This window comes from Candidatus Mycolicibacterium alkanivorans (genome assembly GCF_022760805.1).
GTDB lineage: Bacteria > Actinomycetota > Actinomycetes > Mycobacteriales > Mycobacteriaceae > Mycobacterium > Mycobacterium alkanivorans.
Genome location: NZ_JAIVFL010000001.1, coordinates 1,190,563 through 1,208,841 on the forward strand (window position 1 = coordinate 1,190,563; position 18,279 = coordinate 1,208,841).

Genomic DNA, 18,279 nt, shown 5'->3' on the forward strand with positions numbered 1-18,279 from the left:
AAATGGTGCCATGAACGAGTGCCGAGGATGCGGTGAATCCGCGCTCACCCGGGTCCTGGACTTCGGGAAGGTGCCTGCGCCCGACCACTTCCCGCTCGTGACAGATCTCGGGCACGCAGCCGAGGCGCGTCACGGGCTGGCCATTGAGCTTTGTCATGCCTGTGGCCTGGCGCAGTTGGCCGACGACGACACCGGTATCGAGGAGTCGCTTGGTGTGGAGCCGCAGGCGTTGCGGGATCAGGCCGAGGTCGCATCCGACGCGGACGTGGTGCTCGACTGCTTCGGCATCATGGACGAACCCGACCAGCGCAGCTCCTTTGCGCGGCGGGCAGAAGCCACCCGTAAGGGCGGCGTCTTGCTGCTGCAGCGCCAGTCCATCGTCACAATCGCCGAACAGGGGCAATGGAATGCGTTGCGGCACGGGCATTTCGCGTACTAGTCACTGACCACATTGACGCGGCTGCTCGCGGCAGTCGGCATGTCCGTTGCGAGCGCGTGGCAGTACGACCTATACGGCGGGACGTTTCTGGTTGCCGCCGTCCATGGACAGGCCGAGCCCGACGAATCCTTGCAACGCATCTTGGCGGCCGAGGAGGCGATGGGGATCACGACACCCGAAACCGTTGCGCGCCTTCAGCAGGTCGCCGACGAGGACGCCGATTCGCTAGGGGACTGGCTCGAAGACGAGGCGAAGGCCGGTCATGCGGTGTTCGCCTATGCCGCAGCGTCCAAGGCGGTGTCCCTGTTCAGCCGCACGCAGGCCAAGCTGGTGCTGCGCTGGTTCGGCGACGACGCCCCGATCCGACTGCTGGCCTTCGAGGCCGGGCTGGCGATCTCCACCTGCTACCGGTATTTGCACGAGGTGATCGACGTGATCGCCGAGCAGGCACCCGACCTGCACGACGTGCTCGACCGGGCGAAGGGGCAAGGCTGGTCGCATCTGACGCTGGACGGGACGCTGATCGAGATCGACCGGGTCAACGAGCGCACCGACGAGGGTCATCACCTGTGGTACTCGGGCAAGCACGAGACCCAGGGCGGCAACGTGCAGATCCTCGCCGACCCGGGCGGGTTCCCGATGTGGTCGAGCGAGGTCGAACCGGGCAGCGTGCATGACATCACCGCTGCCCGCGCGCACTGTTTGGGCGCGTTGTACGAGGCCGCCGCCGACGGTCTGCCGACGCTGACGGACAAGGGCTACCAAGGGGCCGGGATCGGGGTGCACAGCGCGGTCAAAGGCCGTGACCTCGCCGTTGGCAATCGCAGCTACAACACGCTGCTCACCGCGATTCGGGCGATCGGGGAACGCGCCAATGCCGAACTCAAAGAACGCCGGCGGCGTCTTCGGCGAATCAGACTGTGCCCAACCAGATTTGGCCAGATTGTTGCTGCCGCAATCGTCCTGTCAACCCTTCAGGGGGGAAATTACTGAGAAAACCTCATTGTGTTGTCTTGCCGTGCGGGGCCAGCTCGACTCCATACCGGGCACACCAGCCGGCCATCGTGGACGGGTTGTGGCTCAGCGCCGCGGCCGAGAGGACGCGCACCGGCCCCAGCGGTCCAGCGTCGAACAGGTCGGGCGCACCGGCGCAGATTTGGGCGGGGGTCAGGCCCGACCATCCGGCGGGCAGGCCCTTGTCCCGCCAGTCCACCCGGTCGTCGGCCAGGGCTGCCACCGCGGCCGCGTTTATGAGGGACTTCGTGGGCTCATTTAAGCTGGCACGTCGTGAGCTCTGCTGATGCACCGGAAACCGACCGCGAGGGATCTGAGGTCCCCGAGCAGTTCCGCATCCGGCAGGGCAAGCGGGAGCGTCTGCTGGCCGAGGGCAAGGATCCCTATCCGGTGGCGGTGCCGCGCACCCATTCGCTGGCCGAGATCCGGGCCGCCTATCCGGACCTGGCCGCCGACACCAGCACCGGCGACGTCGTCGGCGTCACCGGTCGGGTGGTGTTCGCCCGCAACTCGGGCAAGCTGTGCTTCGCAACTCTTCAGGAGGGCGACGGCACGCAGCTGCAAGCGATGATCAGCCTCGCCGGTGTCGGCGAGGACGCTCTCGAACAGTGGAAGGCCGACGTCGACCTCGGCGACATCGTGTTCGTGCACGGTGAGGTGATCAGCTCCCGTCGCGGTGAGCTGTCGGTGCTGGCCGACTCCTGGCAGATGGCCGCCAAGGCTCTGCGGCCGCTGCCCGTCGCGCATAAGGAGATGAGCGAGGAGTCCCGGGTCCGGCAGCGCTATGTCGACCTCATCGTTCGTCCGCAGGCGCGCGCGGTCGCGCGGCAGCGAATCGCGGTGGTTCGCGCCGTGCGCAACGCGCTGGAGCGCCGTGGCTTCCTCGAAGTCGAGACGCCGATGTTGCAGACGCTGGCCGGTGGCGCGGCGGCCCGGCCGTTCGTCACCCACTCCAATGCGCTCGACGCCGACCTGTACCTGCGAATCGCGCCGGAGCTTTTCCTCAAGCGGTGCGTCGTCGGCGGTTTGGAAAAAGTCTTCGAGCTCAATCGCAACTTCCGGAACGAAGGCGCCGATTCCACCCATTCGCCCGAATTCTCGATGCTCGAGACATATCAGGCGTGGGGTACCTATGACGAATCCGCCGTCATCACCCGCGAGCTTATTCAAGAGGTCGCCGACGAGGCTATCGGCACCCGTCAAGTCCCATTGCCTGATGGCACAATCTATGACCTCGACGGCGAATGGCCCTCGCTTCAAATGTATCCGTCCCTGTCGCAGGCCCTCGGGGAAGAGATCGCTCCGGACACGTCTTTGGAATACCTACTCGCTATTGCCGACCGACTTGACATCGAGATCCCGCGAGATCGCGGGTATGGACACGGCAAGGTCGTCGAAGAACTGTGGGAGAACACAGTCGGCAACACATTGTGGTCTCCGACGTTCGTGAAGGATTTTCCGGTCGAGACCACACCGCTTACCCGCCAGCACCGAAGCATCCCGGGCGTCACCGAGAAATGGGATCTCTATATTCGCGGAATCGAGCTTGCCACCGGTTACTCGGAGCTCGTCGACCCCGTTGTCCAGCGGGAACGCTTCGAGGCACAGGTCAGGGCCGCCGCCGCGGGCGATGACGAGGCAATGGCACTCGACGAGGATTTCCTGGCCGCAATGGAGTATGCGATGCCCCCCACGACGGGAACGGGAATGGGGATCGATCGCTTGTTGATGGTTCTCACCGGCTTGTCAATTCGGGAGACAGTCTTGTTCCCGATTGTTCGCCGCCACGGCAACTGAACTGCACCGATAGGTGGCTTGTTGAATGCCGTACGGCAATGTGGCACATTAGTGCACATGGGGCGGGCGTTCGACAATCGCTTGTCGTGCACAGGCAGAAGGACCCAGTGAGCTAATGGCCAAGAAAGTTACCGTCACCCTCGTTGACGATTTCGACGGCGAAGGCGCCGCCGACGAAACGGTGGAATTCTCGCTCGATGGTGTCAGCTACGAGATTGACCTTTCGTCGAAAAATGCTCAGAAATTGCGCGACCAACTCAAGCCGTGGCTCGAGGCCGGCCGTCGTGTCGGCGGTCGTCGTCGCGGTCGTTCCGCCCTTCCCGGACGGGGCGGTGCGTCCATCGACCGCGAACAGAGCGCCGCAATCCGAGAATGGGCTCGCCGCAACGGTCGCAAGGTGTCGACGCGCGGCCGTATTCCGGCCGACATCATCGACGCATTCCACGCCGCCACCTAGGTGGCCACCAGTCGTCACCGTCTCGTCAGCGGCGTTCGCTCGCGGCGAAGCGGGTGGCCCCTGATAACCGGAAACGAATCCGTGTTCTCCCGCGTTGATCTGCTGTGTCCACCGCCGTCCTGGGCGGTACGGGTAGCAAGGGAGAGCGCCTCCCCGAAGCGACCACTAGAGTGGACGACAGGTGCGCGGTGCCTACCGTCGTACCTAATCGTGATGGAGAGCAGGTAACCACCGATGTTCGAGAGATTTACCGACCGTGCCCGCAGGGTCGTCGTCCTGGCTCAAGAAGAAGCCCGGATGCTCAACCACAACTACATCGGGACCGAGCACATCCTGTTGGGACTTATTCACGAGGGTGAGGGCGTAGCCGCCAAGTCGCTGGAATCGCTGGGCATCTCCCTAGAGGGTGTCCGCAGCCAGGTCGAGGAGATCATCGGCCAGGGTCAGCAGGCGCCGTCGGGGCACATCCCGTTCACCCCCCGTGCCAAGAAGGTGCTCGAGCTCAGCCTCCGTGAGGCGTTGCAGCTCGGCCACAACTACATCGGCACCGAGCACATTCTGCTCGGCCTGATCCGTGAGGGAGAGGGCGTTGCGGCGCAGGTGCTGGTCAAGCTCGGCGCCGAGCTCACCCGGGTGCGCCAGCAAGTCATCCAGCTGCTGAGCGGCTACCAGGGCAAGGAGACCGCGGAAGCCGGTACCGGCGGCCGCGGCGGCGAGTCGGGCAACCCGTCCACCTCGCTGGTCCTCGACCAGTTCGGCCGCAACCTCACCGCCGCCGCCATGGAAGGCAAGCTCGACCCGGTCATCGGCCGGGAGAAGGAAATCGAGCGGGTCATGCAGGTGCTGAGCCGGCGCACCAAGAACAACCCGGTGCTGATCGGCGAACCCGGCGTCGGCAAGACCGCCGTCGTGGAGGGCCTGGCCCAGGCGATCGTGCACGGCGAGGTCCCCGAGACGCTGAAGGACAAGCAGCTCTACACCCTCGACCTCGGGTCGCTGGTGGCGGGCAGCCGCTACCGCGGTGACTTCGAGGAGCGCCTGAAGAAGGTGCTCAAAGAGATCAACACCCGCGGCGACATCATCCTGTTCATCGACGAGCTGCACACGCTCGTCGGCGCGGGTGCCGCCGAAGGCGCGATCGACGCGGCCTCGATCCTCAAGCCCAAGCTGGCCCGCGGCGAGCTGCAGACCATCGGCGCGACCACGCTCGACGAGTACCGCAAGTACATCGAGAAGGACGCCGCGTTGGAGCGCCGCTTCCAGCCGGTGCAGGTCGGCGAGCCGTCGGTGGCGCACACCATCGAGATCCTCAAGGGTCTGCGTGACCGCTACGAGGCCCACCACCGGGTCTCGATCACCGACGCCGCGGTGGTCGCGGCCGCCACCCTGGCCGACCGCTACATCAACGACCGCTTCTTGCCGGACAAGGCGATCGACCTGATCGACGAGGCCGGCGCCCGGATGCGGATCCGCCGGATGACCGCTCCGCCGGACCTGCGCGAGTTCGACGAGAAGATCGCCGACGCGCGCCGGGAGAAGGAGAGCGCGATCGACGCGCAGGACTTCGAGAAGGCCGCCTCGCTGCGGGATCGCGAGAAGCAGCTGGTCGCCCAGCGTGCGGAACGTGAAAAGCAGTGGCGCTCAGGTGATCTCGATGTCGTGGCCGAGGTCGACGACGAGCAGATCGCCGAGGTGCTGGGCAACTGGACCGGTATCCCCGTGTTCAAGCTGACCGAGGAGGAGACCACTCGGCTGCTGCGCATGGAGGACGAGCTGCACAGACGGATCATCGGCCAGGAGGACGCCGTCAAGGCGGTATCCAAGGCGATCCGTCGTACCCGTGCCGGCCTGAAGGACCCCAAGCGCCCGTCCGGCTCGTTCATCTTCGCCGGTCCGTCCGGTGTCGGTAAGACCGAGCTGTCCAAGGCGCTCGCGGAGTTCCTGTTCGGTGACGACGACGCGCTGATCCAGATCGACATGGGCGAATTCCACGACCGCTTCACCGCGTCGCGGTTGTTCGGTGCCCCGCCCGGATACGTCGGGTACGAGGAGGGCGGCCAGCTCACCGAGAAGGTGCGCCGCAAGCCGTTCTCGGTCGTGCTGTTCGACGAGATCGAGAAGGCACACCAGGAGATCTACAACACCCTGTTGCAGGTCCTCGAGGACGGCCGTCTCACCGACGGTCAGGGCCGCACGGTCGACTTCAAGAACACCGTGCTGATCTTCACCTCGAACCTGGGCACCTCCGACATCTCCAAGGCGGTCGGTCTGGGCTTCACCCAGGGCGGCGGTGAGAACAACTACGAGCGGATGAAGCAGAAGGTCAACGACGAGCTCAAGAAGCACTTCCGGCCGGAGTTCCTCAACCGCATCGACGACATCATCGTCTTCCACCAGCTCACCCGGGACGAGATTATCCAGATGGTCGACCTCATGGTGGGCCGGGTGTCCAAGCAGCTCAAGGCCAAGGACATGGAGATGGAGCTGACGGACCAGGCCAAGTCGCTGTTGGCCAAGCGCGGCTTCGACCCGGTGCTGGGTGCCCGGCCGCTGCGCCGGACCATCCAGCGCGAGATCGAGGACGCCCTCTCGGAGAAGATCCTCTTCGAGGAGGTCGGCCCCGGCCAGTTGGTGACGGTCGACGTCGACAACTGGGACGGCGAGGGAGCCGGCGAGGACGCGAAGTTCACCTTCGCCGGTGGACCCAAGCGCACCGAGACGGCCGAGCCCGATCTGGCCAGCGCGGGCACACCCAGCGAGTAGTGGTTCACGCGAAGGCCCCCGGCAGTGCGCCGGGGGCCTTCGCATACCCGCCCACTGTGCGGTTTCGTACCCGGCGCGGCCATCCTGATCGCCGGGGTCAGCGGTAGGCGGGCAGCAGCCCGAACACCTGCTTGATGATCGTCATCACCCAACCACCGGCGTTGGGACTGTGGTAGCGGGGCCAGTTCAGCTGGAAGCTGACTACCCACGACTGCCCGGTGCGGTCCACCGCATACCAGCTGAACGTGTAGTCGCCGGGCAGGTTGCCGGCCTTGGCGCCGATGTAGGGCCACTCGGATCGGTCCAGGTCGATGCCGGCGATCTCCGACATGATGTCCTTGATCGGCGCGGCCGGCCCGACGGCGTCCCGCTGCAGGGCGGCGTGCACACGGCAGACGTCCTCGGCACTGCCGTACCACTCCGCTCCGTATGCCGAACCGGGGGCATGCGTGCGTTGCGGATCGGGGTCGTAGGGACGGGAATTGGCTTCCTGCAACAACACTGCGCGGCGTGCCGGGGTGGCCGTCTTCCATTGATCGCGGACGTCCGGGTTACCCCAGCCCACTGCGAAGATCTCGCGCATGGTCGGGAACGGGACCATGCTGGCCGGATCGTGGTGCCCGGCGTTGACCAGCGCCTCTTCGATGGCATGGGTCCCCAGTCGGCCGATCAGCATGTCGGTGGCCATGTTGTCGCTGGTCGAGATCATCTTGCCGGCTGCTTGCCGCACGGTGATCTGCGCTCCCGGGGGTAGCTTGTCGAAGCCGGAGGAGCCCAGCTTCTTGCCCTCTGCGGTGATGGTCAACTTGTCGTCCCAGCGCAACGTGCCCGCCCGCACGGCGGTCTCCACCGCGTAGAGCACGTAGGTCTTGAAAATCGAAGCGAGCGGCAAGGATTGGGCGGTGTTGGTGCCGGCAACCTTCTCGCAGCGGCCGTTGTCGACCTTGGACACCTGCCACGAATAGCGGGCACCGGTCTGGCTGAGCGCGGCGTCGACGTCCTGCCACGACTTGATCGACGGCTTCTCGGTGGTCACCTCGAAGCGCTTGATGAACGTGTCGTCGCCGGTGCGCAACTCGATGTTCTGGCGCGCGCCGTATGAGGTCAGCAGGTGAAGCGTGGCCACGCCCGCGCCGATGTCAACGCCGGCCAGCGTGTAGGGCCGGTCCCACCACAGCGAGTCCATGGCGGCGGCCACCGGGTCGACCATGTCGGGTGCGGCCAGCGTCTTGACGCTGACGGGACCGATCGGCCAATCGGAGCTCAGCATGTCCATGACCTGCTTGGCCCGCACACCCTGCGGGGTGTTGAGGTCGATACGGACCGTGCCGGCGTTGGCCGGCGGCGCGGGGGCCGGTGCGCAGCCGCTCGCCAGGGCGGCGGCCGAGGCGATCACGGTGGCCAGGGCCACCGCGCTCCGGCGCACCCGGCGCGCGCTACGCGTCGGAGCCTGAGCCGGCAACGTCCAGCACAACCTCGAACTCGAGCAGGTGAGCGCCCTTGGCCACCGGATTGGCGCGTTCACCGGCGTGCGCGTGGATGGCGGGGCCGGTTGCCCACGCCTGGAAGGCCTCTTCGCTCTCCCACTTCGTCACCACGAAGTAGCGGTCCTCACCCTTGACCGGCCGCAGCAACTGGAACCCGAGGAACCCCGGCTGGTTGTCGACGGCGTGGGCGCGGTTGGCGAACCGCTTCTCCAGTTCGGGCCCGGCGCCCGGCGGAATCTCGATTGCGTTGATCTTCACCACGGACATGGCGCAAGGCTACCGCGCTGCCGAACGGGCCGGACGACCGCGCAAGATGAAACGGTGACACCCGAACCGCTGACCTACCGCGGCGGCGCCGGCCGCCCGCTGGTACTGGCCCACGGACTGATGGGCCGGGGCAGCACGTGGTCGCGGCAGGTGCCGTGGCTCACGGCATTCGGCGCGGTCTACACCTACGACGCCCCCTGGCACCGGGGCCGCGACGTCGAGGATCCGGCCCCCGTGAGCACCGAGCGGTTCGTCGACGACCTCGGTGACGCAGTCGCGCGGTTGGCCGCTCCGGCCGTGCTGATCGGGCACTCCATGGGTGCCCTGCATTCGTGGTGTCTGGCCGCGCAGCGTCCCGAACTGGTCAGTGCGCTGGTGGTCGAGGACACGGCTCCGGACTTCGTCGGCCGCACCACTGGACCGTGGGAGCCGTGGCTGCACGCGCTGCCTATCGAATTCGGTTCGGCTGAACAGGTTTTCGCAGAGTTCGGGCCGGTGGCCGGCCGGTACTTCCTGGACGCGTTCGACCGGACGCGGGCGGGCTGGCGGTTGCACGGACAGCCCGCTCGCTGGATCGAGATCGCCGCGGAATGGGGTACTCGGGACTACTGGCAGCAGTGGCGCGATCTGCGCGCGCCGGTGCTCCTGATCGAAGCGGGCGACTCGGTGGCACCGCCGGGCCAGATGCGCCGGATGCAGGAGCTCGCGGGGGAGCGGGTGAGGTATGTGCTGGTGCCCGGTGCCGGGCATCTTGTGCACGACGACGCCCCCGAGCGCTACCGGGAGGCCGTCGAGTCGTTTTTAGCGGCGCTCCCCGAGCACGCCGGGTGACGGCCACACCGGGTGCTCCTCGAATCGGGTGCGCACGGCATCGAGATCGTGTTCGACGCGGCGGGCGTCGGCGTCGTAGCCGTCGTCATAGAGCCGGCCGACCAGCGGGGCGCCGACTCTGAACTGGCCGATGTGCAGGCGCAGCGTGCCGTCGCGGTGTGCGACCGATGCGATCGCGGCGACCACACCGACCGGGGCGAGCAGGACGACTGTCAGGAGCAGGATGGCGATCAGCGCGGTCATGGCAGTAAGTCTTCGCCCGCCAATATCCGGCCAACAGCGGCAGTAGTGACAGTATGCGTTAAGATGCTGCCATGGCATTGAACAGCGTCTCGGCTCTGGTCCTCGACGGTGTCACGGTCTTCGAGTTCGGGGTGATCTGCGAGGTGTTCGGCATCGACCGCACCGGCGACGGAGTGCCTCCGATCGACTTCAAGGTGTGTGGCCCCGAGGCCGGCAAGGCGCTGCGCACCAGCGTCGGTGCGCAGCTGGCGCCCGACCACGGGCTCGACGGCCTGATCGGTGCCGATGTGGTGGCGCTGCCCGCGGTCGCGGGGCCGCCGGAGGACTATCCGGCCGAGGCGTTGGACGCGCTGCGGGCCGCCCACGCAGCGGGCGCAACGGTGTTGACGGTCTGCTCGGGGGTGTTCATCGCGGGCGCCGCGGGCCTGCTCGATGGGCGCCGATGTACCACGCACTGGATGCACGCCGACGAACTCGCGCGTCGCTTTCCCACCGCAATCGTCGACCGCAACGTGCTGTTCGTCGACGACGGGGACCTGGTCACCAGCGCGGGCACCGCCGCGGGTATCGATGCGAGCCTGCACCTGGTGCGCCGCGAGATGGGCAGCGCGGTCACCAACATCATCGCCCGCCGCATGGTGGTTCCGCCTCAGCGTGATGGTGGCCAGCGCCAGTACATCGACCAACCCATCCCGGCTCGGTGCTCGGAAGGGTTTGCCCCGCAATTGGATTGGATACTGGCCAACCTCGGTGCACCGCACACGGTGGCGAGCCTGGCCAAGCGCGCCGGAATGTCCTCGCGTACGTTCGCGCGCCGTTTCGTCGAGGAGACCGGGACCACGCCGATGCAGTGGGTCACCGACCAGCGGGTGCACTATGCGCGGCGGATGCTCGAGGAGACCGATCTCGACGTCGACCGCATCGCCGAGCGGGTCGGCTTCGGCAACGCCACGCTGTTACGGCACCATTTCCGCCGGCTCGTCGGCGTCACCCCGTCGGACTACCGGCGCCGTTTCGCGCGGGCGGCGTCCTAGGCGCTAGCCGCCTTCACCCGCCAGCGCGAACCGGCCGTCGGCCGTCTGCTCCACCAGACCATCGACAAGCAACGAGTCCAGCGCCCGATCGCGTTGCGCCGGATCGGACAGCCACACCACATCGAGGTGGGCCCGAAGCACCGGAGCGGAACTGGCGCGCAGCACATCCATCAGCCGGCCGCGCACCTGACGGTCGGTGCCCGCGTAGCGCTGTGCCGGCCGCGCCGGGCCCGATCCGGCCGGATGTCCGGCCGCCCGCCACGCGCAGAAGGTCAGCGGGCAGATCCCGCACTTGGGCGATCGCGCCGTGCAAACCGTCGCACCTAGTTCCATCAGCGCCGCGGAGAACGCCGGCGCCGACTCGTCGGCCGGCAGTAGCGCTTCGACGTCGGCGAGGTCGCGGACCGCTGACGGGCTTGCCGCGCCAGCCAGGCCGTGCACCGCGCGCGCCACCACCCGCCGAACGTTCGTGTCCACCACGGGAACTCGCTTCTGGTATGCGAAACACGCCACCGCCCTTGCGGTGTAGGCGCCGACACCGGGCAGGGTGAGCAATACGTCGACCTCGTCGGGCACCACGTCGTCGTGCTCGGTGGCGATCACCGTCGCACACTCGTGCAGTCGCTTCGCGCGCCGCGGGTAGCCCAGCTTTCCCCATGCCCGCAGCACGTCGGCGGCACTGGCGGACGCCGTCGCCGGCGGGGTGGGCCAACGCGCGACCCAGTCCAGCCAGATCGGCGCCACGCGTGCCACGGGCGTCTGCTGCAACATGAACTCGCTGACCAGAATCTGCCAGGCAGTGACCCCCGGCGCCCGCCACGGAAGGTCACGCCGAGCGCGGCCCCACCAATTGACCAGTTCGTCGGAGACGATGCTCATCGCGAGACCGGATCCCCGGCGGTGCAGAATGAGGGACATGCCGAACAGCGGCCCGGTGACAGCGTGGAAGGCACTCAAAGAGGGTAACGAGCGCTTCGTCGCGGGTAAGCCCGAGCATCCCAGCCAGAGCATCGAACACCGGGCCAGCCTCGCGGATTCGCAACAGCCCACCGCGGTCGTGTTCGGTTGCGCCGACAGCCGGGTGGCCGCCGAGATCATCTTCGACCAGGGTCTCGGCGACATGTTCGTGGTCCGCACTGCGGGCCACGTCATCGACTCGGCTGTGCTCGGTTCGATCGAGTACGCGGTGACGGTCCTGAGCGTGCCGTTGGTCGTCGTCCTCGGACACGACAGCTGCGGGGCGGTCAAAGCCACACTGTCCGCCCTCGACGACGGGCAGGTGCCGCCCGGATTCGTGCGGGACGTGGTCGAGCGGGTCACCCCGTCGATCCTGCTGGGCCGCCGCGACGGGCTCACGCGCATCGATGAATTCGAGGCCCGCCACGTCACCGAAACCGCAGCACAGCTGATGGCGCGCTCGTCTGCGATCGCCGACAAGATCAACGCGGGCAGCGTTGCCATCGTCGGTCTGACCTACCACTTGGCCGACGGAAAAGTCGTCCTTCGGAAGCACATCGGCGACATCGGAGAGTGATCAGTCGCCGGCGAACAAGGCGACACGCCGGGCGGGGTCGGACAACTCGCGGTGACCTGGGCTTACCGTGAGGACGTGCTGGATCTGGAACCGCGTGGACCTCTGCCCTCGCAAATCTACTGGCGACGCCGGGGACTGGCGATCGGCATCGTGGTGCTGATTCTCGCCATCATCGTCGGAGTGGCCTTCGCGGTGTTCACCGGAGGCTCGGACACCAAGACCACCGTCAAGACCTCGGCGTCGCAGAATCCGCAGCCGGAGAACAAGACGCCCGTCGTCGCGCCGCCGCCGGCGTCCGCTGCGCCCGCCCCGACCCCGACACCCACCGAAGCCGTCGCGCCGCCTCCCATCCTCAAGGAGGGCGACGACTGCCCGGATTCCACCTTGGCGGTCAAGGGCATCACGAACGCGCCGCAGTACGTGATCGGTGATCAGCCCAAGTTCACGATGGTCGTCACCAACATCGGCCTGGTGGCCTGCAAGCGCGATGTCGGCGCCGCAGTGCTGGCCGCCTACGTCTACTCGCTGGACAACAAGCGGCTGTGGTCGAACCTGGACTGCGCGCCGTCCAACGAGACGCTGGTCAAGACCTTCAACCCGGGTGAGCAGGTCACCACCGAGGTGACCTGGACCGGGATGGGTTCGGCTCCGCAGTGCCCCCTGCCACGCCAGCCGATCGGTCCCGGTACCTATAACCTCGTGGTCCAGCTGGGCAATCTGCGCTCGGCGTCGGTGCCGTTCATCCTGGCGGATGCCCCGCCGCCGGGTGCCGCACCGCCGGCCGACCAGCAGGCTCCGCACGGACCTCCGCCCGGACCAGGCAACTAAGTCCTAGACCAGCCGGTCGGCGATCGTCGACTCGGCCAGCTGCGACAGACCCTCCCGGACGTGCCGCGCCCACATCGCGCCGATCCCATCGATGGACTGCAGGTCGGTGGCACTGGCCGCGAGCAGTCCCTGCAGTGAACCGAAGCGGCGCACCAGCAGGTCGACGTGAGCGAACTGCAGACGCGGGATGCCGGCCATCGCCCGATACCCGCGCGCCGACAGCGCCGAGTCCTGCGCCTCGGCGGTCGACGGGTAGCCGAACACCCGTGAGAGCGCGGTGAAGTCGAGCAGTTCGGTGTCGGACAGCCCGTCGAGCTCGGTGAGGGTCGCGGCGACCTGCGCTTTCGACGGCGGGTCGGGATTGGCGTGGTAGTCGCGCACGATCAGCTCGCGGGCGGTGTCGTTGCCGCCCAGCAGTTCCTCCAGCTGCAGCCGCAGCTGCCTGCCGTCGGTGCCGAGTTCCACGGCGTCGTAGTCGATCTCCAGGCCGATGCGGCGCACCATCTCCAGCCGCTGCACCACGGTCATCACGTCACGCAGGGTGACGAAGTCCTCGATCTCAGCGGTGGACAGCTGCCGCGACACCTCGTCGAGGCGAGCCTTGTAGCGCTCCAAGGTGGCGATCGCCTGGTTGGCCCGCGACAGGATGGTCGCCGAGTCGGCGACGACGTGCCGTTCGCCCGCGACGTAGACGGTGACGATGTTCATCGAGTGGCTGACCGAGATCACCGGGTATCCGGTCTGGATCGCGGCCCGTTCGGCCGAGCGGTGCCGGGTGCCCGATTCGTCGGTCGGGATCGTGGGATCGGGCACCAGTTGGACGTTGGCCCGCACGATCCGGCTGCCGTCGGTGGACAGCACCACCGCGCCGTCCATCTTGGACAGCTCGCGCAGGCGGGTCGGGGCGAAGCGCACGTCCAGCGAGAAGCCGCCGTCGCAGATCGCCTCGACACGCTCGTCGTGGCCGAGCACGATCAGCGCGCCGGTACGGCCGCGCAGGATGCGTTCCAGACCGTCGCGCAGGGCGGTGCCCGGTGCCAGCCGCCCCATCGTCTCGCGCAGGTTGGCGGCCGCCGGCTGCGCCGAGCCGTTGGTCCGGTTGACGGTGCTCACAGCCAGTTATTGTCCACTGCGTCGGGGTCGTTACTCGACCTGTCCCGCCTAAGTGGCGTGACGACGTTGTCGTAGGGGCTTTTCGAGATCGCCAGCATCGATCGCAGAGCGTCGCCGATCGTGGCGGATTCGATGGCCCGGAACCCTTTGGGCGTCGTGCCACAACCGGTCGGAACCAGTGCCGTGGTGAAGCCCAAACGGGCCGCCTCGGCCAGTCTGCGGTCCATCCCGGTGACCCGGCGCAGGTCGCCGGCCAGGCCGACCTCGCCGATCACGACAGTCGTGGCGGGCAGCGGCAGGTCGGCGTAGGCCGACGCCATGGCCATCGCCACCGCGAGGTCCGTCGACGGGTCCAGCAGTCGCATGCCGCCGACCGTCGACAGGTACACGTCGGTGGCACTGATCTTCAGGCCGGCGCGGCGTTCGAGCACCGCGGCGATCATCGCGGCGCGGGAACTGTCGACGCCGCTGACGGCCCGGCGGGGCTGGGCGTGGTCGTTGCGGAACGCCAGCAGCGCCTGGATCTCGCCGATGATCGGCCGCTTGCCGTCGAGCGCGACGGTGACGGCGGTACCCGGAACCGGCTCGGGGCGCTGGTCGAGGAACAGTCCGGACGGGTCGGCGACGCACTGGATTCCGTTGTCCTGCAACATGAAACAGCCGACCTCGTCGGCGGCGCCGAACCGGTTCTTCACACCGCGCACCATCCGCAGGGTCGAGTTGCGGTCACCTTCGAAATGCAGCACCACGTCCACGAGGTGCTCCAGCGACCGTGGACCGGCGATCGCCCCGTCCTTGGTGACATGGCCGACGAGGATCATCGCGACGCCGGTGGTCTTGGCCGTGCCGGTCAGTGCCGTGGTCACCGCGCGCACCTGGGTCACTCCGCCCACCACGCCGTCGGTGTCGCCGGCCGTCATCGTCTGCACCGAGTCGACGATCACCAGGCTGGGCTGCACGGCCTCGATATGCCCGAGCACGGTCTGCACGTCGGACTCCGCGGCCAGGAACACCTCGTCGTGGGTGCAACCCGTGCGCTCGGCGCGCATCCGGATCTGACCGGCCGACTCCTCGCCGGAGACGTACAACGCCCGCCGGCCGGCCTTGGCCCACCGATGGACCACCTCGAGCAGCAGCGTCGACTTGCCCACGCCCGGATCACCGGCCAGCAGGCTGACCGAACCGGGTACCGCCCCGCCGCCGAGCACCCGGTCCAGCTCGCTCACACCGGTGGGGAAGTGGCGGGTGCAGTCGGGGTCGATCGAACTGAGCGGAACAGCGGGCGAGGACGGCACCCCCGTGCGCTGGAGTGCACCGCCGCCGATGGTCGCCAGCGCGGCTACCTCGTCGACGGTGCCCCACGTCCCGCATTCGGGGCAGCGGCCCACCCATTTGGCCATGACATGGCGACACTCCGAGCAGCGGTACTGCGATCGCGCCTTGGCCACGGACGTGACGCTATCGGCTGGGTACGACAGATCCGTGGATCAACCCGCCCGGGCCGCCCGCCGGTAGCACAATTGGGTATATGGCCTCAGACATCGTCGAATGCCCGAAATGCGGTCAGCGCAATCGAGTGCCGCCCGCAGTTTCGGGGAAACCGCGTTGCGCGCAGTGCAGGCAGTGGCTGCCCTGGATCGTCGACGCGAGCGACGCCGATTACGCCGCAGTGGTGGAGAAGTCCGCAGTTCCCGTGCTCGTCGACTTGTGGGCACCCTGGTGCGGGCCGTGCCGCATGGTCAGCCCCGCGCTCGAGCAACTTGCCACCGAACGAGCGGGCAGCCTGAAGCTGGTGAAGGTCAACGTCGACAAGGCTCCACAGATCTCGCAACGCTTCGAAGTGCAGGCGGTGCCCACGCTGTTGATCACCCGCGACGGCGAGGTACTGGCGCGGCGCGCTGGGGCGGCACCGGTCGCTGCACTGCGAATGTGGGTGGACGACACCCTGCCGAGCTGACTCGCCGTCAGCCGTGAGCGGCTGCGGCCTCCTGGCGAGGTGCGCCACCGGCCGAAATCGGCACGGCGACTTTCGCCTGGCCGGCCTTCTCGAAGTCGAACGTGAAGTTGTAGGTCAGCCCGTTGGCGATCGGCTGGTCCAGGGTCACCACCGCGGCGGTTGCCGGCGCGTCGCCCATCGGCGTGACGGCCTCCTGGCCGTCGGCCGAACCGACGATCAGCGAGGAGGCGGCCGGGATCGAGGTGGGGCCGGTCACCGACACCGAGCCGATGTCGGAGGTGATGCCGACCAGCTTGTCGTTGACGTCGGCGGAGGTGTTCACGGCCACGAAGATCAGCGGCACGGTGCGGCCCGGCTTGAGGTAGTCACCGGTCTGCACGGCCTGGATGAGCACATTGCGCAGGGCGATGTTGTTCACGTTGGCCTTGCTGCCGTTGACCGCCGACTCCTGGCCGGCGGTCTGGGAGATCTGACCGGAGCTGCAACCGGTGACAAGCAGGCCGGCGGCGGCCAGGCCGGCGGTCGCTGCCACGAGGCGATTCGTCAAGCGGTTCACAGCAGCCTCCTGCTTGGCCGGTGCGGTCGGCAGGCTCTCGCCGCCGCGGTTCAACTATGCAGAGTAGTAGGTACGGTGGCCCCGCGGTAGCTGAGGGTCGCCGTATGTCGCCAGCGGCATCTCGAACCGTTGCCAGAACGGGTGTCTGACCACTCGTTTCATGCACGCTTTCGTCGCCGTGTCAACCCCCCATCTTCACCTACGGTGCCCCTGACCTGCACCGTTGTTCCGCGCGCACTCCGGCGCCGTGCTAGTATTGAAATGTGAAAGGGGCTCGAATCTGATGATTTTCAAGGTCGGAGACACCGTTGTCTATCCACACCACGGTGCTGCATTGATCGAAGCGATCGAAACCCGGACCATCAAAGGCGAACAAAAAGAGTATCTCGTCTTGAAGGTCGCCCAGGGAGACCTGACCGTTCGAGTTCCAGCCGATAATGCCGAATACGTCGGCGTCCGTGACGTCGTTGGCCAGGAAGGCCTGGACAAGGTCTTCCAGGTGTTGCGTGCACCGCACACCGAAGAGCCGACCAACTGGTCGCGCCGCTACAAGGCCAACCTCGAGAAGCTGGCTTCCGGGGACGTGAACAAGGTTGCCGAGGTCGTTCGCGACCTGTGGCGTCGCGATCAGGAGCGCGGGCTTTCCGCAGGAGAGAAGCGGATGCTTGCCAAGGCGCGGCAGATCCTGGTCGGCGAGCTGGCTCTGGCTGAGAACACCGATGACGCGAAGGCTGAGATCATCCTCGATGAGGTTCTGGCCGCCGCGTCCTGACTGACGTGAGGCGATCGGTGACGGAGACGGTCGCGGTCGTCACAGCGGCCGGTTCCGGTGAACGGCTTGGTGCCGGCATTCCCAAGGCCTTCGTCGATCTCGGTGGCTGCACCATGCTGGAACGCGCGGTCGACGGGCTGCTCTCATCGGGCGTCGTGGATCGGGTTGTGGTAGCCGTGCCCGCCGAGTGGGTCGACGAGACCAAAAAGCTGCTCGACGGCCGCGCCACTGCGGTGACCGGCGGCTCGGAACGTCCGGAGACAGTGCGGCACGCGCTGGCCGTGATCGGGGATCCCGATTTCGTGCTGGTGCACGACGCGGCCCGCCCGTTGACTCCGGCGGACCAGATCCAGCGGGTCGTCGCCGCATTGCGGGACGGATTGCGTGCGGTCATCCCGGTGCTGCCTGTCATCGACACCGTCAAGGCCGTCGACGCCAACGGGGTGGTGTTGGGAACCCCTGAGCGGGCCGGTCTGCGCGCTGTGCAGACGCCGCAGGGATTCGAGGCTGCGCTGCTGCGTCGTGCCTACGAGCGGGCGGGCGGTGCGGTGGTCACCGACGACGCGTCGCTGGTCGAGTTCCTCGGGACCCCGGTGCACACGGTCGCCGGGGACACCCGCGCGTTCAAGATCACCACGCCGCTGGACCTCCGGCTGGCCCAAGCCGTGCTGGGCACGTGACGATTCCCCGCGTCGGAATGGGCACCGACGTACACCCGATTGAGCCGGGCCGGCCCTGCTGGCTGCTCGGTCTGTTGTTCGACGACGCCGACGGCTGCTCCGGGCACTCCGACGGTGACGTCGCCGTCCACGCACTTTGCGATGCGCTGTTGTCGGCGGCTGGGCTGGGCGACCTCGGCGCGGTGTTTGGCGTTGACCAGCCGCAGTGGCGCGGTGTTACCGGCGCGCAGATGCTCGCCCACGTCCGCGACCTGGTCACCGACGCCGGCTTCACGGTCGGCAACGCCGTGGTCCAGGTGATCGCCAACCACCCGAAGGTTCGCCCCCGCCGTGAGGAGGCTCAGCGGACGCTCTCCGAGCTGCTGGGCGCACCGGTGTCGGTGTCGGCGACGACGACCGACGGCCTGGGGCTGACGGGCCGCGGCGAGGGGATGGTGGCTGTGGCGACCGCATTGGTGGTGGCCCGTTCCGCCTCGGTGCCGAGCAACGGCGAATAGGCCGGTAAGC

The 18,279-nt window shown here is 67.6% G+C and carries 21 protein-coding genes; 13 read left to right on the forward strand and 8 right to left on the reverse strand.

What is annotated here, in order from left to right:
- The first annotated feature begins 10 nt into the window (after nucleotides 1-10).
- Together K9U37_RS05830 and K9U37_RS05835 are read left to right on the forward strand one after the other, a co-directional pair.
- Complete coding sequence (locus tag K9U37_RS05830) at nucleotides 11-439, forward strand: hypothetical protein (protein WP_252393939.1); 429 nt, start codon at nucleotides 11-13, stop codon at nucleotides 437-439.
- A 39-nt stretch (nucleotides 440-478) separates the two neighbouring features.
- A complete protein-coding gene (locus K9U37_RS05835) occupies nucleotides 479-1,432 on the forward strand; it encodes a transposase family protein (RefSeq protein WP_243070902.1) in 954 nt (317 codons plus the stop codon).
- Nucleotides 1,433-1,439: 7 nt separating this feature from the next.
- Here K9U37_RS05835 and K9U37_RS05840 read toward each other — a convergent pair whose 3' ends face one another.
- Entirely contained in the window at nucleotides 1,440-1,676 is a 237-nt protein-coding gene (locus K9U37_RS05840) for a hypothetical protein (protein ID WP_372489398.1), read from the reverse strand.
- A gap of 50 nt (nucleotides 1,677-1,726) precedes the next feature.
- Here K9U37_RS05840 and lysS point away from each other — a divergent pair, with 50 nt between their 5' ends.
- The 3 genes from lysS (at nucleotide 1,727) to clpC1 (ending at nucleotide 6,470) form a co-directional block, all read left to right on the forward strand.
- Nucleotides 1,727-3,250 (forward strand): lysine--tRNA ligase, encoded by a 1,524-nt coding sequence (lysS, locus tag K9U37_RS05845; protein ID WP_243070903.1) that lies wholly within the window; start codon nucleotides 1,727-1,729, stop codon nucleotides 3,248-3,250.
- A 115-nt stretch (nucleotides 3,251-3,365) separates the two neighbouring features.
- The gene (lsr2, locus tag K9U37_RS05850; RefSeq protein WP_243070904.1) at nucleotides 3,366-3,707 is read left to right on the forward strand and encodes a histone-like nucleoid-structuring protein Lsr2; all 342 of its coding nucleotides are present in this window, start codon (nucleotides 3,366-3,368) and stop codon (nucleotides 3,705-3,707) included.
- Nucleotides 3,708-3,941: 234 nt separating this feature from the next.
- Complete coding sequence (gene clpC1 / locus K9U37_RS05855) at nucleotides 3,942-6,470, forward strand: ATP-dependent protease ATP-binding subunit ClpC (protein ID WP_243070905.1); 2,529 nt, start codon at nucleotides 3,942-3,944, stop codon at nucleotides 6,468-6,470.
- 97 nt (nucleotides 6,471-6,567) lie between these two features.
- Here clpC1 and K9U37_RS05860 read toward each other — a convergent pair whose 3' ends face one another.
- Together K9U37_RS05860 and mhuD are read right to left on the reverse strand one after the other, a co-directional pair.
- Nucleotides 6,568-7,932 carry a serine hydrolase gene (locus tag K9U37_RS05860; protein WP_372489399.1) on the reverse strand — a complete coding sequence of 455 codons (1,365 nt, stop codon included), beginning with the start codon at nucleotides 7,930-7,932 and terminating at the stop codon, nucleotides 6,568-6,570.
- Nucleotides 7,907-8,224, reverse strand: coding sequence for a mycobilin-forming heme oxygenase MhuD (mhuD, locus tag K9U37_RS05865; protein WP_243070907.1), 318 nt, complete (start codon nucleotides 8,222-8,224; stop codon nucleotides 7,907-7,909). Before mhuD ends, K9U37_RS05860 begins: the two co-directional genes overlap by 26 nt.
- Nucleotides 8,225-8,278: 54 nt before the next feature.
- Here mhuD and K9U37_RS05870 point away from each other — a divergent pair, with 54 nt between their 5' ends.
- On the forward strand, nucleotides 8,279-9,055 hold the full coding sequence (locus K9U37_RS05870; RefSeq protein WP_308197338.1) for an alpha/beta fold hydrolase: 777 nt from the start codon (nucleotides 8,279-8,281) through the stop codon (nucleotides 9,053-9,055).
- Here the strand turns inward: K9U37_RS05870 and K9U37_RS05875 are convergent.
- Nucleotides 9,026-9,298: a hypothetical protein gene (locus tag K9U37_RS05875; protein WP_243070908.1), complete on the reverse strand. Its 273-nt coding sequence runs from the start codon at nucleotides 9,296-9,298 to the stop codon at nucleotides 9,026-9,028. The two genes, K9U37_RS05870 and K9U37_RS05875, sit on opposite strands and share 30 nt — an antisense overlap.
- 71 nt (nucleotides 9,299-9,369) lie before the next feature.
- Here K9U37_RS05875 and K9U37_RS05880 point away from each other — a divergent pair, with 71 nt between their 5' ends.
- Nucleotides 9,370-10,332, forward strand: coding sequence for a helix-turn-helix domain-containing protein (locus K9U37_RS05880; RefSeq protein WP_243070909.1), 963 nt, complete (start codon nucleotides 9,370-9,372; stop codon nucleotides 10,330-10,332).
- A 3-nt stretch (nucleotides 10,333-10,335) separates the two neighbouring features.
- Here the strand turns inward: K9U37_RS05880 and K9U37_RS05885 are convergent, their stop codons facing one another.
- Nucleotides 10,336-11,211: an iron-sulfur binding domain-containing protein gene (locus K9U37_RS05885; RefSeq protein WP_243073243.1), complete on the reverse strand. Its 876-nt coding sequence runs from the start codon at nucleotides 11,209-11,211 to the stop codon at nucleotides 10,336-10,338.
- A 37-nt stretch (nucleotides 11,212-11,248) separates the two neighbouring features.
- Between K9U37_RS05885 and K9U37_RS05890 the strand changes: the two genes are divergently transcribed.
- Both K9U37_RS05890 and K9U37_RS05895 read left to right on the forward strand, forming a co-directional pair.
- Nucleotides 11,249-11,866, forward strand: coding sequence for a carbonic anhydrase (locus K9U37_RS05890; RefSeq protein WP_243070910.1), 618 nt, complete (start codon nucleotides 11,249-11,251; stop codon nucleotides 11,864-11,866).
- A gap of 75 nt (nucleotides 11,867-11,941) precedes the next feature.
- Nucleotides 11,942-12,694 carry a hypothetical protein gene (locus K9U37_RS05895; RefSeq protein ID WP_243070911.1) on the forward strand — a complete coding sequence of 251 codons (753 nt, stop codon included), beginning with the start codon at nucleotides 11,942-11,944 and terminating at the stop codon, nucleotides 12,692-12,694.
- A gap of 3 nt (nucleotides 12,695-12,697) precedes the next feature.
- On the opposite strand, the gene disA is transcribed toward K9U37_RS05895, so the two are convergent.
- Both disA and radA read right to left on the reverse strand, forming a co-directional pair.
- Entirely contained in the window at nucleotides 12,698-13,744 is a 1,047-nt protein-coding gene (gene disA, locus K9U37_RS05900) for a DNA integrity scanning diadenylate cyclase DisA (RefSeq protein ID WP_243073244.1), read from the reverse strand.
- 59 nt (nucleotides 13,745-13,803) lie between these two features.
- A complete protein-coding gene (gene radA / locus K9U37_RS05905) occupies nucleotides 13,804-15,255 on the reverse strand; it encodes a DNA repair protein RadA (protein WP_243070912.1) in 1,452 nt (483 codons plus the stop codon).
- Between the two features lie 80 nt (nucleotides 15,256-15,335).
- On the opposite strand from radA, the gene trxA reads away from it, so the two are divergent.
- Entirely contained in the window at nucleotides 15,336-15,764 is a 429-nt protein-coding gene (gene trxA / locus K9U37_RS05910) for a thioredoxin (protein ID WP_243070913.1), read from the forward strand.
- A gap of 7 nt (nucleotides 15,765-15,771) precedes the next feature.
- On the opposite strand, the gene K9U37_RS05915 is transcribed toward trxA, so the two are convergent.
- Entirely contained in the window at nucleotides 15,772-16,320 is a 549-nt protein-coding gene (locus K9U37_RS05915) for a copper chaperone PCu(A)C domain-containing protein (protein WP_372489558.1), read from the reverse strand.
- A gap of 283 nt (nucleotides 16,321-16,603) precedes the next feature.
- Between K9U37_RS05915 and carD the strand changes: the two genes are divergently transcribed.
- Genes carD through ispF form a run of 3 tightly spaced genes read left to right on the forward strand, consistent with a single transcriptional unit; the run spans nucleotide 16,604 to nucleotide 18,269 of the window.
- Nucleotides 16,604-17,092: an RNA polymerase-binding transcription factor CarD gene (gene carD / locus K9U37_RS05920; protein ID WP_078021125.1), complete on the forward strand. Its 489-nt coding sequence runs from the start codon at nucleotides 16,604-16,606 to the stop codon at nucleotides 17,090-17,092.
- 17 nt (nucleotides 17,093-17,109) lie between these two features.
- Entirely contained in the window at nucleotides 17,110-17,772 is a 663-nt protein-coding gene (ispD, locus tag K9U37_RS05925; protein ID WP_243070915.1) for a 2-C-methyl-D-erythritol 4-phosphate cytidylyltransferase, read from the forward strand.
- A gap of 17 nt (nucleotides 17,773-17,789) precedes the next feature.
- The gene (ispF, locus tag K9U37_RS05930; protein WP_243073245.1) at nucleotides 17,790-18,269 is read left to right on the forward strand and encodes a 2-C-methyl-D-erythritol 2,4-cyclodiphosphate synthase; all 480 of its coding nucleotides are present in this window, start codon (nucleotides 17,790-17,792) and stop codon (nucleotides 18,267-18,269) included.
- Nucleotides 18,270-18,279: the final 10 nt, after the last annotated feature.